Annotated in this window: 15 protein-coding genes; all 15 read right to left on the reverse strand. The window is 42.1% G+C overall.

Features of this window, described 5'->3' with window-relative positions:
• Positions 1–502 precede the first annotated feature (502 nt).
• On the reverse strand, positions 503–952 hold the full coding sequence (smpB, locus tag KPX09_RS01445) for an SsrA-binding protein SmpB (protein WP_249548630.1): 450 nt from the start codon (positions 950–952) through the stop codon (positions 503–505).
• Positions 953–959: 7 nt separating this feature from the next.
• Positions 960–1,589, reverse strand: coding sequence for a 3,4-dihydroxy-2-butanone-4-phosphate synthase (gene ribB, locus KPX09_RS01450; protein WP_249548631.1), 630 nt, complete (start codon positions 1,587–1,589; stop codon positions 960–962).
• A 14-nt stretch (positions 1,590–1,603) separates the two neighbouring features.
• Positions 1,604–2,104: a transcription elongation factor GreA gene (greA, locus tag KPX09_RS01455; RefSeq protein ID WP_249548632.1), complete on the reverse strand. Its 501-nt coding sequence runs from the start codon at positions 2,102–2,104 to the stop codon at positions 1,604–1,606.
• Between the two features lie 27 nt (positions 2,105–2,131).
• A complete protein-coding gene (gene atpA / locus KPX09_RS01460) occupies positions 2,132–3,664 on the reverse strand; it encodes a F0F1 ATP synthase subunit alpha (protein ID WP_249548633.1) in 1,533 nt (510 codons plus the stop codon).
• A gap of 18 nt (positions 3,665–3,682) precedes the next feature.
• Positions 3,683–4,237, reverse strand: coding sequence for an ATP synthase delta subunit family protein (locus tag KPX09_RS01465; protein ID WP_249548638.1), 555 nt, complete (start codon positions 4,235–4,237; stop codon positions 3,683–3,685).
• Between the two features lie 172 nt (positions 4,238–4,409).
• Positions 4,410–4,718 (reverse strand): DUF1467 family protein, encoded by a 309-nt coding sequence (locus KPX09_RS01470; RefSeq protein ID WP_275973578.1) that lies wholly within the window; start codon positions 4,716–4,718, stop codon positions 4,410–4,412.
• Between the two features lie 33 nt (positions 4,719–4,751).
• Positions 4,752–5,990: a hypothetical protein gene (locus KPX09_RS01475; RefSeq protein WP_249548634.1), complete on the reverse strand. Its 1,239-nt coding sequence runs from the start codon at positions 5,988–5,990 to the stop codon at positions 4,752–4,754.
• The gene (locus KPX09_RS01480) at positions 5,987–6,727 is read right to left on the reverse strand and encodes a hypothetical protein (protein WP_249548635.1); all 741 of its coding nucleotides are present in this window, start codon (positions 6,725–6,727) and stop codon (positions 5,987–5,989) included. The genes KPX09_RS01475 and KPX09_RS01480 overlap by 4 nt, the downstream gene beginning before the upstream one ends.
• Before the next feature lie 58 nt (positions 6,728–6,785).
• A complete protein-coding gene (locus KPX09_RS01485) occupies positions 6,786–7,916 on the reverse strand; it encodes an ABC transporter permease (protein ID WP_249548636.1) in 1,131 nt (376 codons plus the stop codon).
• Between the two features lie 171 nt (positions 7,917–8,087).
• On the reverse strand, positions 8,088–8,402 hold the full coding sequence (locus tag KPX09_RS01490) for a hypothetical protein (protein WP_410518470.1): 315 nt from the start codon (positions 8,400–8,402) through the stop codon (positions 8,088–8,090).
• A 9-nt stretch (positions 8,403–8,411) separates the two neighbouring features.
• Positions 8,412–8,564, reverse strand: coding sequence for a hypothetical protein (locus tag KPX09_RS05775; RefSeq protein WP_410518471.1), 153 nt, complete (start codon positions 8,562–8,564; stop codon positions 8,412–8,414).
• A 146-nt stretch (positions 8,565–8,710) separates the two neighbouring features.
• On the reverse strand, positions 8,711–9,106 hold the full coding sequence (locus KPX09_RS05700; protein WP_346017224.1) for a hypothetical protein: 396 nt from the start codon (positions 9,104–9,106) through the stop codon (positions 8,711–8,713).
• Positions 9,103–9,312 (reverse strand): hypothetical protein, encoded by a 210-nt coding sequence (locus KPX09_RS05705; protein WP_346017225.1) that lies wholly within the window; start codon positions 9,310–9,312, stop codon positions 9,103–9,105. Before KPX09_RS05705 ends, KPX09_RS05700 begins: the two co-directional genes overlap by 4 nt.
• 402 nt (positions 9,313–9,714) lie before the next feature.
• Entirely contained in the window at positions 9,715–15,135 is a 5,421-nt protein-coding gene (locus KPX09_RS01500; protein WP_249548637.1) for a hypothetical protein, read from the reverse strand.
• Positions 15,136–15,332: 197 nt separating this feature from the next.
• Positions 15,333–15,782 (reverse strand): hypothetical protein, encoded by a 450-nt coding sequence (locus KPX09_RS01505; RefSeq protein WP_346017226.1) that lies wholly within the window; start codon positions 15,780–15,782, stop codon positions 15,333–15,335.
• Positions 15,783–16,133 lie beyond the last annotated feature (351 nt).

Consider the following 16,133-nt stretch of genomic DNA (forward strand, 5'->3'; position numbering starts at 1 on the left):
CATTTGTAAACGAGACACTACATCATAAGCTAACTCCTTAGCTAGTATACTGCATCTGCTTTATTTCTTCTAATAATAGCTTTCCTGGTAGCCTTATAAGAGAGCTCCAAACATCAAATAACAGACGCTGCAAAAGCGCAATCGCGCATATCTTAGGTAACCACCAGAGTGACATCTCAATACTCAGTTCCAAAATTATGGACTTTACTTCACAATAACCGAAATCATAACCTAGCTTACCTGCCAGTAGAAACTATGAGCGATTTTTCGACTATTTACCACATCCAAGTGCACCGTGCTTACAGGATTGTAATTGTATCCCATAACACTAAGAACACAGCACCACGCTCCCTAGCACAAACAAACACAAATTCACTACTTTAGTTGCTTAATATGTATTCAGAAAAAAAGTTGAATAACCGTGTTTCGAGAACGCCGTTCAATGCACAACACGTGCTTATGCCCATAAAACAGAGCCAAACCACAGCAATACAGATTCACCCTATATATCGCGCTTCATAGTACGGCCTTTTTCCCGCTCCCACTCCCTAGCTTTAATAGCCTCCCGCTTGTCGTATAGCTTCTTACCCTTTACCAGCGCTATTCTTACCTTAGCCAATCCCCTTTCGTTAAAGTAAACCAATCTCGGAACAACCGTAATACCCGAAGACTTAACGCTACCCGCAATCTTGTTTATTTCACGCCTTCTCAGCAGCAACTTGCGCACCCGTAACGGACTATGATTCTTATAACTCGACCTATTGTATTCAGATATGTGTAGATTATGGACCCATAACTCCATACCACTCTCTAACACATAAGCATCACCCATACTGACCTTATGCTGCCGCAATGACTTCACCTCACTACCCAACAACACAATACCAGCATCATACTCACTGAGAATAGTGTAATTAAATCTAACCTTTCGATTTTCCGCTACAATATCCATACACGCGTCAAGAAGTACTAAGATATTCTCTTAGCTTTTTGATTGTAGTCACCTTAATACCGTATGCACTTGCAAACTCCATGATTTCAGGCAATCGCGCCATAGTACCATCCGGATTCATAAGCTCACAGATAACCGCAGCATGCGCCGCACCCGCCAACTTGGCAATGTCTACCCCAGCTTCAGTGTGACCACCTCTCTTCAAAACACCACCAGGATTCGCCACTATAGGAAAGACATGCCCAGGCGTTACTATATCATCAGCACCACTGCCATCAGATACAGCCTTCAATATGGTAGCAGCCCTATCACTCGCCGATACACCTGTCGTTATCCCATATCTAGCATCAATGGACTCAGTAAAGGCCGGACAACCATCATTCGCATTTCTCCGAGGCATAAGACCCAAGCCAAGCTTCTTAGAATGATGTTCAGAGAATGCAAGACACACCACCCCACTTCCATATCTTATCATCATATTGATAACTTCAGGACTCACCCGATCAGCTAAAGCTACCAAATCACCCTCATTTTCCCTCTCCTCATCATCGAGAAGCACAAATACCTTCCCTTCCGCAGCATCCTTAACAACTTCTTCAATGGAAGAAAAGACAGCCGCACTCGGCTCAAAACTCATACTAAACCCAATACCTATATAAACTCAATTTTGTTAATTTGATACACCTTATAGTCCCCACGCGGCGTCTTTAGCTCAACACTATCACCTTCTCTCTTACCCAATAGAGCCAAAACCAATGGCGACTTAATCGATATCATATTCTTCGAAACATCCGCCTCATATTCCCCGACTATCTGATACCTGACCTCGCTAGTAGTATCACTCTGCTCATCATATACGGACACAGTGACCGTTGCTCCAAACATAACTGTATCACCCGATAGCTCTGATACTTCTATAACTTCAGCCCTGGACTTCTTAGATTCAAGCTCCATTATCTTGCTTTCCACAAGACCCTGACGCTCTCTCGCAGCATGGTACTCAGCATTCTCCGAAAGATCACCCAACTCTCTAGCATCAGAAATAGATTTGATTATCTTTGGTCTCTCACTCTTAAGAGCTTCCAGCTCCGACTCCAATTTCTGGTAGCCCCCCTTCGTAATAGGAAACCTAGTAGTCACATAGTCGCTCATACAGTACCTAATCTCTAACATTCACTGTCAAAAACTCGCTGCGAACCCCCGGATAATCTCCAACAGCTTACCTCGCACATCAGAAGCAACATTATCCTCCAACAAGCAAGCCATGAGATCTCCATGGTCAATCCGCAATTTCTCCAGCAGACCCCTCTCAAATCTACACATATCACCAACAGGTATAGCGTCAACACAGCTATCAGACCCCGCAAGCATCACAGCCACCTGCTCTTCAACAGACAGAGGAGAATACTGACCCTGCTTTAACAACTCTACCATCCTCCTACCTTTCTCAAGCATAGCCTGAGAGCTCGCATCAAGATCCGAACCAAATCTAGCAAAATCCTCCAGCTCTCTATACTGCGCAAGAGACAACTTCATAGATCCAGCAACCTTTTTTACCGCCTTCACCTGCGCAGCAGAACCTACACGCGATACCGATAACCCCACATTTATCGCGGGCCTAAACCCCCTGTGAAATAGCTCCGACTCCAAGAAAATCTGACCATCCGTGATAGAAATAACGTTGGTTGGAATATATGCAGATACATCGCCAGCTTGCGTTTCTATAATGGGCAACGCAGTTAAAGATCCACCACCCAGCACATCCGACAACTTCGCAGCCCTCTCCAAAAGCCTAGAGTGTATATAAAACACATCTCCCGGATAGGCCTCCCGACCAGGCGGACGCCTCAATAATAGAGACATCTGCCTATATGCCACCGCATGCTTAGAAAGGTCATCATACACTATCAAACAGTGCATGCCATTATCCCGGAAAAACTCTCCCATAGCACAAGCAGCATAAGGAGCCAAATACTGCAAAGGCACAGAGTCCGAAGCACCAGTAGCAACAACTATTGTGTAATCAGACGCCCCAGCCTCGCGCAACTTACTCACCACCCTCGCAATCGAAGAATTCTTCTGTCCTATAGCAACGTATATGCAATACACCTTATCCTTCTCACCGACTACACGGTCATTGTACCGCTTTTGGTTTATAATAGTGTCTAGCGCTATAGCAGTTTTTCCCGTTTTCCTATCACCGATAATTAATTCACGCTGCCCACGCCCAATAGGAATCAGCATATCTATAGTCTTAATCCCCGTTTGCAAAGGCTCACCAACAGGCTGCCTAGCCATTATTCCCGGCGCTTTCACCTCCACCGGATTCTCAGCATCACATCCCGATATAGCACCTTCACCATCCAAAGGCACACCCAAAGGACTTACAACACGCCCTAGCAGCGAAAACCCCACCGGCACCTTCATCAACTCACCAGTGCACTCGACGGAATCCCCTTCCCTTACTTCCCTATCTTCACCAAATATAACAACGCTTGCAATATCACTCTCCAATCCAGATATCACACCACGCACACCAGAAGCAAAAGCTACAGTCTCTCCAAATCCCGCTCCATACAACCCGTAAACTACAGCAATCCCATCCTTTACAGAAAGAACCTCCCCCATGCTACCCGCTTTCACGGGACCACCAAAGCTCTCTATCCTTTCCTTAAGAATCTTAAGAACCTCACCCGACGATACACCACTCATGCTTCATCCAATAAATCACTAGATACTAAAAATAGCTTCCTTACTAATCCTTGTTAGCTCACGCAACTGCCCTACGTAAGAGGCATCCACCATAAAAGTGTCACCCTTAGCAACAAAGCCACCCAAAATTTCCGGATCCGTACGCCTAATAATAGTCTCAGGATCACCATACTGCGCCTGCAACATACGCAATATTCTACTCTCTTCCTTCTCCGTCAAAGGAGCAGCAGAAATTATTTCCAAATTAAACTTCCCAAGCCTCCGCCTCAGAAGAGCAAAAAACTTCTCAAAAATACGGTTCAAGCTAGCAAACAGTCCGTCCTCTACTATAACACAGACAAAGTTCACCAAAGTACCATCCAACGCACACGCCTTTTGAATATCCCGCAGAGCTTCCACCTTAACTCCCAACGGCACAGTAGGATCCGCGAAAAACGCACGCACACCACGATCCTCACATGCACAAAGCAACGAACGGATCCCTGCGGAAACTTCTTCCGAATTATCCTTAACTAAATCCAATAAGACACGCGCGTAGACATACTCAGCGCGCCTTTTCACTTGCTGTCTCACAACGCCCAAAACAACGAATAAGGAAAACCATCCGTATTATTACGCACACCTCATATCCAGTCAAGTAGTTTCCCTTTGGCATGTATGCACCATGTGCACATGCTAACATTAATAAAATTTATTATGCTATATACTACAAAAATATCATAAAAGTTCGCGGGTGCTCCTAAGATCATGGAGCAAGATCATACAGAACAGCAAATACCTTATCAACATATCCCTTATATTTGAAGTAACAGTACAAACACGTCAGAAGCGATGCCGTAGCCGTCACGATAAGAGTCTTTATTGCCAAATGCGCGCGCTTTGGTGCACTACTAGCACATCCCACTACGGGACCTTCAGTCTCATTCATCTCAACATTAATAGGCAGGGAAATAAATAAGGCTATCCACCACGTCACAACAAATACAAGCAATGCCTCCGCTATCACAACCACCCCATTTATGTCATGCAACCTCGTAATCAAGCACGATTTCAACGAAAATAACACCCGTCACTATTAAACTCTTCTCTATCCCCGCCACTTTATCGTGTTAAATCCCCCACATTCGTCACATTCCTGACACCATTCCTCTGGCACATAACAACACTTCTCGCATGCCCAGTGCATATCAGGCACTGAATCCCTGCGCATCATATCAATCCAATATTCAACTTCGTCTAAATTACCTAAACGCACCATAATCTCAAGCATCATAGCATATAGCCCGGCATACTTATACTTCGTTAGCGCCTGCTTCAGATGCTTCTCTGCAGCATTATACTGCTTCAGATCCATGTATTTTCTCACCATCAGCAAGAAACTCATGTAGCTATCAGGATTTAAGGCATTAAGCTTTTCTACAGCAAGATTTTTATCTTGAACCATCGATAGATAAAGAGATGCTACATCCGGATGCGGATTCCCTTTGTAATACACCTCCAACTCCTCCAAGGCCTTTTTTACATTATTCAATTTTGCATTAAATTTAGCACGCCATAATGTTGCTTGGAGACCAGAACCCCCCTTAATTACTCCAAACCCTTCTCTAAAATTACCTTGCATGTAGTGCAATTCCGCAAGCTTACAACGTGCAATCAATTCCAAGTCATTTAGGTCATATGTATGAGAAACACCATACTTCTCTATTAACTTTAATGTAGCGAGAACCTCATACCATTGCCCTTCCATACGAGCAATTTCCAATCTAAACAACACCGACCACCGTCTTGAATGGAAAACATTGCTTAACCTACTTAGAACTCTAAGCTTGCAATCTCTACTCTTCTCGTTTGCCAGTATCCCAACAAGCCACGAACCCAAATCTACTTCCTGCAAGGCCTTTGATGGCATCATAGAAAAATGCTTCTCAGCGATCTCATACTGCCCTATACGAAAACTAGCACATCCCTCTAAAAGTTGTAACACTGGGCTATCAAACTTTGCAAATCTCTCAGATATCCCTACAATTTTTCTTACATTATCAACATGACCTACACTCAAAAATGCAAAGCTTTTTCCAACTTCATCATACTTTTTCGATATATTGCCACGCCGAACCCTATACATACACAGTGCACAAGCAAAACATGCACGCCCTACTAGTACAATGAAGAGAAAAAGTACGCACAGCATAAAGACTACAAATACAACGTTAGCCTCTACGCTATAACCTAATACCTCCAGCTTCAGCGCTAGCCCTTCGTATCCTTGAACGGCAAAACCACACGCTAGGGATACAACTATGAAAATCAGAAAATACGTAATCATATGCCCTCGGGATTTCTATTAACACGCTCAATCAGTTTATTGTATATCAGAGCAAGATGCCCTTCTACACTCAAAACAAATTCCAGATCACGCATCCACAACTGGACCCTAGGAACAGACTTCAACTCACTATTACCAATAAGCTCCAATGCATCGGTCCACGCTCCTGAATCCACTAAATTCTCTAAACTCACAAAATCCTGCCACACCCGGTCATTATGGTTTTCAATGGAAATCCATTTAGATAAGTATTTCCTCACAGGTCCGTTATGCCCGAAATGCAACGACTTTTTAATCGCACCCAATTCTTCCTTTATCTCCCTATAACCTTTACGATGGGTAAAATTCTCTAAAACCTGCAAACTTTCGTCAATTTCCCGATCACGCAACTCTGCTAGCATAGGCTTTACAGCCCTTACAGTGTCACTAGACATCGCCCCTAAAGCAAAAGATCTACGTAAATCCCATACAATCAACAACACCCTTGCCAAACACTCCTGTGGTATACAACCATCTTTATTGACAATGACTGTCTTGGGAGGCATAGAAGCCTTCATCTGTTCTACAAGAGAAATAACTTTCTCGGCTTTTATGGAAGTGTCAGAAAGCTTGTTATTGAAGGACGCACCAGCACTAGAAAGCTTCTCTACGTGCTGAAGCACCGATGCTAAATCCTGCTTCATATCGAGCAACAAAGTTTGCCTCATATCAAGAACAAAGTATACAATTCCTCCCATCCATAGCGCAAAAATACAGAATATACTCATCCAACAACATGTTTCTCTTCGCATTTGCTTACTCATATTTAAGAATATCTACAGGATTTTGATACGCTGCTCTAAGCGCTGGGAGCAACGCTGCTATTAGTGAAATACACAACGACAATGATGCCACTCGCACAACATCTAAGAGTACCATCTTGGACGGAATGCCTTCCAAGCAATATGCGATAGATTCAAAAAGTGCACCCTGGCCGAACATTATCAAAAAGTCACTCACCCTCTCCATGTTTAAAGAAAACAAGACACCCAAGCAACATCCTATTCCAGTACCTATAGCACCTATACACACACCGCACATGCAGAAGATCCGAGCAACCGCAAACTTACCCAATCCCATAGTACGCATCACAGCTACAGCCTTTGTTTTGTCTTGTACCAACACAGAGATTCCTGAAATTATATTGAAGGCAGCCACAACAATAATTAACGTCAGAATAAAAAACATCGCATCACGCTCCAACTCTAATGCGTAGAAGTACTGCCCATGCTGGCTTTTCCAATCTTCTACCCGCATCTTGGTCTTTTCAATGAGTTCTTTTACGATATCTGAAGAGTGCAAGGCATCGTCTACTCTAACCTCTACATATTGCATTCCACCACCGTATCCTAAGAGCGTCTGAGCACTTTTGAAGGGCACATAAACAAACGCGCTATCATATTCGTACATACCCACATTAAAAATCCCAGTAACTTTATACTCCTGCGTTCGTGGCATAGTCGAGAAGTTGGACGAGGAAATCACAATCACCTCATCACCGTAGTAAACATTTAAGCTTTCAGCTAATCTCGAGCCTATGATTATTCCCGCCTCTAGCTCTTCGGTGTCTCCACTTACTATGTATTGCGACAGCTTATCGCTTATATCATGCATTTCCATGCCCCTTAGCACCGCACCAACTGCTGCATGTTCTGATTTTATCATAACCTGCCCTTCAAACACAGCTACCGCAGACACTACACCTGCTGTATTTTCTACTTCTGGAATAACTGCATAATACTCAGCATTTTGACAATGGACAGTAATATGTCCATTCATTCCAAGAATGTTATGCAATAACTTAGCCGAGAAGCCGCTCATAACCGCCATTACCGAGACAAGTGTAGCTACTCCTATAGCGATCCCCAAAATGGAAAACACGCTCATGGGAGAACACAAAAATCTTCCCTTTTTAGAACTCAGATACCTACGCGCAAGTAGCCACTCTAAACTCATTTGCGTTGTTATTGTACATTGCAGAACCATCTATATCATGCTTCCAATATGGTTACAATTTTCCCTGTACATCCAAATACTACAAATACCTTTCTCAAAATACTATGAGGCATACACGGTAAAAGAAACCGCCCTAATCTCAACAACTTCACCACCTTCAATAGTTTTAGCAAGTAACCCAGCCACTATTGTTTTTTCTTCAGGGGTTAGTTCTTTGACTAGGTCTTTAGCTACGGCTATGGCGTTATCGTTGCTAGAAGATCCGGTTCCTGTAGATGTAGGCCAGTTCTTACTTCCATCTCCTAGCAGTGTGGCTTTAACAAAGTCTTTTAGGACCTGCGCCGTTGCGCTATGACCATCGCTTGCATTAGAGTGTCCAACATCACCACATAAAGCATGTCTTCCCTGAGTTCGCACTTTTCGCCACTAGAGTAGCAGCGTACTCGGCATACTTGTCGCTCTTGCCCGGAGCGTGCTTCGTCCTACAAACCTTGGTATCGATGTTAGGGTGAGAGATTTCAACAGCCTTAGCAAAGTGAACAATGTCCTTACCTTATCTAATAATAGATCCTTATACATAAACCAGATATGAAATCGAAAGATTACGAGACAAAACATACCTAGAGACTGCTTTTAGATACTCGGAGGAGCGTAGTTACTTAGTCTCCTCGCATATTAAACTCATTTGTAAACGAGAGACACTACATCATAAGCTAACTCCTTAGCTAGTAGATATACTGTATCAGCTTCATCTTCCTTACTACCACTATCTCTAATTCCCTTAGTCTTGCTTTGTAATAATAAGAGTTACTGTGTATACTCCTATTTATACCTAGCAATTCATAGGTAACTGGCATACTTACCAGCGTATTCGAAGAAGAAACGGCCCTAATCTCAATGACCTCGCCCCCTTCAATAGTCTTAGCAAGTAACCCAGCCACTATTGTTTTTTCTTCAGGAGTGAGTTCCTTGACTAGGTCTTTTGCTACGGCTGTGGCGTTGCTATTAGTAGGGCCCATCTTAGCACCTCCAGTTGCCCCAGCCTGACCCGTAGGCCAGTTTTTCCCCTCACCTACTTTCACAGCGTTAACAAAACCACTAAAAGATTTAGGCCCCGTCACACCGCTTGTTGCGCCAAAACCACTACACTGAGCTGTCTCCGTTTCGGTTGTTGTCGGCGCAGCTTTATAAGTTGTACCCTGGTTCGTAACCAATGCAGCATGTTTCCCACTACAAACCTTGGTATCGATGATAGGGTGAGAGATTTCAACAGCCTTAGCAAAGTGAACAATGTCCTTACCTTATCTAATAAGAGAACCCTATACATAAACCAGATATGAAATCCTAGGATTACTAAACAAAACATACCTAGAGACTGCTTTTAGATATTCGGAGGAGCGTAGTTACTCAGTCTCCTCGCATATTAAACTCATTTGTAAACGAGAGACACTACATCATAAGCTAACTCCTTAGCTAGTAGATATACTGTATCAGCTTCATCTTCCTTACTACCACTATCTCTAATTCCCTTAGTCTTGCCTTTTAATAATAAGATTTATTACGTAGGCTTTAACAAATCCATGGATTGTTTGTTAATAGAACCCTGAATATAAAGCCTGATACCCAATAATAAAACTTATGGTAAACACCTGATAACAATACGCGAGATCACCTAATACCCAATAACTTGGCGTATAAATACAATAATGATCATATTAATATACTATTTTCATTGCGCTCCCGGCTTTGCCGTAACAATCTTTGTAATGTGTTCCTTAAAAAGGCTAGTGTTAAAGCCGGCAGTTATACCATGCCTCCAAAAACCATCCTTGAATGAGAGCATTGCAAGAAACTGGGTTGATTGCTCAACAACATAGCTTTTATCTTCTGTTGCCGTATCATCCTCAATGGCATTCACAAGCCTAGTCACATATTCTTGTGTAAAAAAACAATAGTAACCATGTTTTGTTTTCTCTTTTTTTTTCGCAGCCTGAAAAACATTCACTTTTTTCATAGCCTTAAAAACATTGTAAGCCCATCCACCTACGTACGTGTAGTCACACACATCAGATACAATATCATCGAATGACCTCTTATCAAATATCTTCCTAAATGCTCGTGCCAAAAATTCTGTAATGTCGTCTCCATAAGGCAAGTCATTGCGTCTAAAAGACCCCTGTTTCTTAGCATAATTATTTTCGTATTCCTGCAATATTGCGTTACAACAAGAATCCTGCATCATCTTGATAAATTCTTCTGCGTCCTGCTCTGTATATTGCAGCGACTGTTCTCCTTCCAAAACTCTGAGAAGCTTGCCTAACGTATTCACGTAAAACTCTAAAGCTACAGCATTACTAATCCTGCTCTTTTTCATGAGCGAAAAAAGAACATCTAAGTGCTTCCCCTTGGTTTTTGCTATCAACGGATCTAGTAGCTTTTTGAATCTCTCTTCTATTAACCAACGGAAGATATCCCATAGTTCTTCCTCGTAAGCTTCAAAACAGCTTTGTATACTTGATCTTGCATCACCTCTAGCACCACTACTGCACCACACATTATACATCCGCATCAATTGCGGATAATGATTCTGCAGCGTGTTAGAGAACTGGTCCGTCTGCGCTATTACATCATAACCAGCAGCAACACCATACGTTCTTCCCTCAATGATATCTACAATTTTGCCAAGATATGACCTTAGGAACTCTTTCTCGTTATTATACTTTCCATCCTCCGCAAGCATGGAAGAGAAAAGCCTATTAGCGTTAGGCCATCTTCCCCCAGTGAAATCACGTAAAGTCTCAAGAAGATCTTCAAGAGAGGTACCCCCAAGTAACTCACTCAGTTCTCTTCTCAATAATCCGATAGTGTCTTGCGCATCAGAGCCACTTTTCGGAGCACGCTCTTTTTCGAATGCTTTTAAGATTTCAGGATAATTCTTCTGTAGAACCTGTAATAATGCTTCCACATCCCTTTTACCATACTTCGGACGTTCTTCTCCCTTACCCAAAGCGCCTAGAAGCCTTTTGAGGTTACCTTCAAAAAATTTTCTGCCTGCAGAATCCTTAATCCCGTCGCGTTGCATAACTTCGAAAAGATCACTGATGTGCTTTCCCTTGGTTTTTTGAGTCAATGCAACCAAAATCTTTTTCAATTGCTCTCCCGATACAACACTGAGCAGATCCTCTAATTCACGTTTTACAACTTCCCGAGCTTTCTGCGCACCAGCCCCTATCTTACTAGCTGTTTTATTATCATATGCTTTTGTGTATGCTTGCATCACCTTTGAGTAGTGACCTTCTAGAGTCTGTAAAAACCTTTCCGTATATTTTTGCCCCCATGCGCCAGTTTCTACATCTTTTTCCTTATTTTCAACAACGCTTAAAAGCTTTCCAACATATGTCTCTAAAAACCTTTTCTCAGTTTCATACTTCTGATCATGCTTTATCATGGACTCAACAAGCCCATTGATATTCTCCCAACCATTCTTAGTATGTTTCTCTAAAGCTGCAAGCATACTCCTCAATCTACCATCACTGCTCACGCTTTTATCAAGCTTCGAGGATCTCGCACCATTAATGATGTTAACTAAGTCTCGTTGGAGAGCCCCGATGGCGTCCTGCGAACTCACATACTTTACTTTTGTAGCATACTCCGCCGTATATGCCCGGAATACATCTTGAGGATACGTCAGCGTCCTTAGAAATCTTTCCGTGCATTCCGATACTAGCTCATCTGCATCTCTAGTTAATTTACCTTTCTCAATAATATTTGCAATCTCGTTTAGGTAGATTTTAAGAAACTTTTCACTCTCAAAACTCCTGGACCGATTCCTATTCATAACTTCAACAAGCTGCCCAAGATGCAACCATTTTCCCTTGTTGTGATAACTTATAACATCTAGAAGCTCTTGCCATCCTCTTTCATCACCACTTACTCCATTTGAAACACACTGTGCACTATCTATCACCTCCCTTAACTCTTTTCTGAAAACTTCCATATGGTGGGAACTGCCCAGACTCATAGCTTGCGCTGAAGCGTACTCCTTCTCATACGCTTCCAATACTTCGCGTTCATTTTGCAGTAAATACATCAAATCGTAAGACGCAATGTATCTTATATCCCAAGCAGGCTTATTCCCACGGAAAACATCGAGAAGGCTACTTAAATAGTCATTCAACATTCCTCCGTTCCCGCTCGCTATAGATATAGAAGACCGGCTTCCTATACGACTCAGGATTTCGAAAAAACCATGAATCTGCTTACCTTGCTTCTTAGCCTCAATACTAAGGTCTTTCCATAGCTTGGCAAAGCGCTTATCGACCAAGGACACTTTGCTCTTAAATAGCAACTCCTTGAAACTCGACAAGAATATTTTCTTTCTTTCTAAGGTATCATCTTCCTTATGATCGCGTTTTTGTCTATTAGCTGTATTGGATACTTTGATTCCCTCATACCTTAAAACTTTCTTCTCGCTGTTCAGTGCTTCTTCAAGAGGGTAAAGCGCATATCGCACCTTTTCCTGAGCCTCTATCAGATACCATGTAGAAAAATGCTCCATGTTCGCTAGTTGCTTTACTGTACCCGAAAATAAAGGTGAGTCAGCAATGTAATTGCAAAATTGCTCTGTAGATATTGCTTTAAAGAAGTTTTTTGTTGCATCACTAACATCAACACTATCCGCTTGCTGATTTAGCTCCTTTAATACGTTCAACATCTTTTTCTCACATACCAAATTTGCACGCCATTTTTTGATATTTCCTACAGTACCAGACCATTGCTCACATGTAATCTTAACACGCCCATGTGCACCATCCTGTACAACGTTTATATCTGATCTTGCGCATCCACCTGTTCCCGGAAAACTGCTAGGAGCTACTACTTGAATGTTATTACTCTTATCATTAGGGTTCCTGATGCACCCAGCCTCACTGGCATCCAGTACCCCCGAAGATTGATATGGACCGTGATATGGTGTATACACCTTGCTTTTTCCAATAGCTTCTGTAAGTCCTTCTGAAACTCTGTAATGCATTAGAGCTGACGTACCCTTAGTAGCTATTTCCTCCGATTGCCCTCCACCTCTTGCTCCTAATTCCATAGTGCATGTTCTAGCGTGAAAATCATCACACAAAGATACCAGTGTATTGTAACCCAAGGATTTCTTCGAATCTCCATGTGCTGCGCTAGCAATTCCACCTTTCCCCACCTTTATCGAAAGGTATTGTATCTTCTTTAGATTAGGCTTTAACAGCCCCATCACATATTCACCTTGCTTACCTGAAGCTCCAGAAGACAACGATCCAGCCGCGCCAGCACCCCACATTTCTATTTTCAAAAAGTCACATGTAGCGTTTTTTTCTCCAACTTCTAAAACATACTCTACATACCCGTCACCTTGCTTGACTATGTCACCCTCTTGTTCCCCATATACGTATTCATGAGACGGAAAATTGCTAACACACATACCCTGAAATATAGGATTTAGTGGCATAACATACTCAGGAGCAACTTCATCCCTATCTTTCAAGAATATGGGCTGAAAATTATCCAAACTCTTATAGCGGGTTTTACAGTGCCCTGCTAACACACCTTCACTACCATCCGCGCTGCAAAAATCTTTGCGAGGAAATGCCCTGTAGTTGTCATATTGATATGATATATTATCCCTACATAATACTTGGCCGCCACGGAAGTCATTAACTTTGGAAGATAGAAAATATGTACCACGACCTATCTTCTCCATTTTATCTATCTCTGCTTGACTCAGCTTTGATAGATCTATGGACTGACTATCTGGGCATTGAGCATATTTTTTCTGCTCGGATTGAAAGCTACTTGCGACCAAAACTTTTTCTAACTCACTAATCCAATGATATCTATCACCTCTTTTTACATAGAATTTCTTTGTTGCATTATCTGGAAGAGTAAAACAAGTTACATTGCTACTTGGATCTTCGATGTAGAACTTTTGCAAATTCGCGCAAGCACCACTATCCTTATCACTCAAAACATTACCATCCTTGCCCAAACACCTCATCTCTTCTTCCAATTCATACTTGTCCTTATTCAACTTGGGCTTTATAACCGAAAAACCAAAGTCCTTATCTCTCTCCCCAGGCATCATGGTAAAGTCGCAGTATTTGGTTGGCTTGCTATCTTTTTTGTCGTGACAATCAGGAAACCGTATTCTTAAACCTAAACCTCCATCTGCATTACTAACAGCAGGATCCGGAATCTCTGGAGACGGCACACACTCAACAGATAGCCGTCCTTGACGCTTATAGTACAAGCACACTCCGTCACCTACTTGCCTTACTGCATACCCATAATAAGAAATACTGTCATCATCGCCAAAATAACACGATTGAGGTTCGCTTGCTTGATACCTCTTCTGACATTTAGAGTACTTATAGTAACCCGAATCTAAAGTCCCATTATATCCATCATAATTGCCAACATACGCGCTGGTCTTCTGAGATTCCTGGGCGGGACTTGAATTTTGCATACGCAATACTCTTAATCCCTGCATAAAATAAGACTGCTTACTAAACTCCATAGGCAATGCTTTAATATATGCCTCTCTAGCAAAGACGTTACAAAACCCTGGAACAGCCGGAGTAGAAGTATCGACTGGGACACAACCGTGATAAGTTGTATAGTACTTGCTTTCAGAGTAGCATGCCTGCTCAAGTTTTTCGTCAAAACTTAAGTCTTCATAGTTGGTAGCCTCACTAAGTCTCTGTTTACGCATTACCTCCGCTTCTTGACGCAAGGCACCTCTGATAATGGAAGTATACCTACTACATGCGCATATTTTTAGAAGCCCATCAGAAGGATCACGCTTCATGTATCCCAGTACAGTACCATCAACCGTTGCTTGAAACTCCCATCTTTCTAATGAAAACCATTGGTACAAATTTCTGGCTATTTGAAAGCCAACTTCTATACTTGGGGCTTCAAATATCCCTCCTGTACCACTATGTTTGTGCTTACTCTGCTCAAAACGGGTATAAGGCGTGTACAAGAACGCCATTACTTTATTTGGCATATTCATTAAAATCAGACAACAAAAAAGGAGCAGTGATTTGATAGTGAGAAGCTTTGCCCTGGGAATCAAAGACAGACGCTTGCTTGCATTTCTTACGGACATACAGACACGACCAGCTACTGTATAAAATGTATTAGCATATTTCGGGCAATAATCACAAGTTCATACGAATTTACTTAAAAAAATATTAATATCAACTTAGAATATCTATTCATATCCTAATATTAAAAGGTTCATTGTGAGAGAAATATAGTTTTTACTGTTATATCCTATGGAATTTTCTTATGACTCAAAGGTTTTTATAGACCACTAATATTAAAAGTCCATTCTGTAGTCTTTTCTTCAGTGGTGAGTTTTGTTAGGTCTTGAGCTACGGCTGTGGCGTTGCTGTTAGTAGGGCCTATCTTGGCAGCTGTTGAGTTCCCAGTCTGACCAGTTGGCCAATTTTTACCATCTACTAGCCCTACAGCACTCACAAAAGTGCTCAAAAGGGCCTGTCCAGCTCCAGCTGTCCCCCCAAAACCACTGCACTGAGCCGTTTTCGTTGTCGTTGTTCCCGGATCAACGGCGTACGTAGTCGACGCAGTGTCACCGTTGATCTTTGCATGAGTTCCACTACAAACCTTGCCATCGATGATAGGGTGAGAGATTTCAACAGCCTTAGCAAAGTGAACAATGTCCTTACCGTTTATTTTGGCAAGAGCAGCAGCAAGCTTGTCAGTCTGACCAGTAACAACATCATAAGCCAACTCCTTAGCTAGTAGATATACTGTATATGCTTCATCTTCTCTCTAATAATAGATTCCTAGATCTCCAATCTCCAGAATAACAAATTTATCTAATAATAAATCCATGGTTAGCTATGGAAATGCAACCTGGAATATAAAGCCTGATACCTAATAATAAAACTTATGGTAAACACAATAAAAAAAAACCTGCAATATGAGCCCAACATAGCACTCAAAGTAAATTGGATTTGTTCTTCTAGAAAATGACTCTCGATAGCTGAATAATGCTAAAAATGACTATACAGATACCCATATCAATCACTCACAGAGATCGGAAGAGCGTCGTGTAGGGAAAGAGTGTGATCTGTCGTG

Origin of the sequence: Anaplasma phagocytophilum (genome assembly GCF_023476575.1) — a bacterium.
Taxonomy (GTDB): domain Bacteria; phylum Pseudomonadota; class Alphaproteobacteria; order Rickettsiales; family Anaplasmataceae; genus Anaplasma; species Anaplasma phagocytophilum_A.

Bases quoted from the DNA above. Each gene is read 5' to 3' on its own strand.
- KPX09_RS01475 (WP_249548634.1), bottom strand. From the start codon at position 5,990: ATGATTACGTATTTTCTGATTTTCATAGTTGTATCCCTAGCGTGTGGT.
- KPX09_RS01485 (WP_249548636.1), bottom strand. From the start codon at position 7,916: ATGAGCGTGTTTTCCATTTTGGGGATCGCTATAGGAGTAGCTACACTT.
- KPX09_RS01500 (WP_249548637.1), bottom strand. From the start codon at position 15,135: ATGTCCGTAAGAAATGCAAGCAAGCGTCTGTCTTTGATTCCCAGGGCA.
- ribB (WP_249548631.1), bottom strand. From the start codon at position 1,589: ATGAGTTTTGAGCCGAGTGCGGCTGTCTTTTCTTCCATTGAAGAAGTT.
- greA (WP_249548632.1), bottom strand. From the start codon at position 2,104: ATGAGCGACTATGTGACTACTAGGTTTCCTATTACGAAGGGGGGCTAC.
- atpA (WP_249548633.1), bottom strand. From the start codon at position 3,664: ATGAGTGGTGTATCGTCGGGTGAGGTTCTTAAGATTCTTAAGGAAAGG.
- smpB (WP_249548630.1), bottom strand. From the start codon at position 952: ATGGATATTGTAGCGGAAAATCGAAAGGTTAGATTTAATTACACTATT.
- KPX09_RS05705 (WP_346017225.1), bottom strand. From the start codon at position 9,312: ATGTATAGGGTTCTCTTATTAGATAAGGTAAGGACATTGTTCACTTTG.
- KPX09_RS01480 (WP_249548635.1), bottom strand. From the start codon at position 6,727: ATGGGAGGAATTGTATACTTTGTTCTTGATATGAGGCAAACTTTGTTG.
- KPX09_RS05775 (WP_410518471.1), bottom strand. From the start codon at position 8,564: ATGTATAAGGATCTATTATTAGATAAGGTAAGGACATTGTTCACTTTG.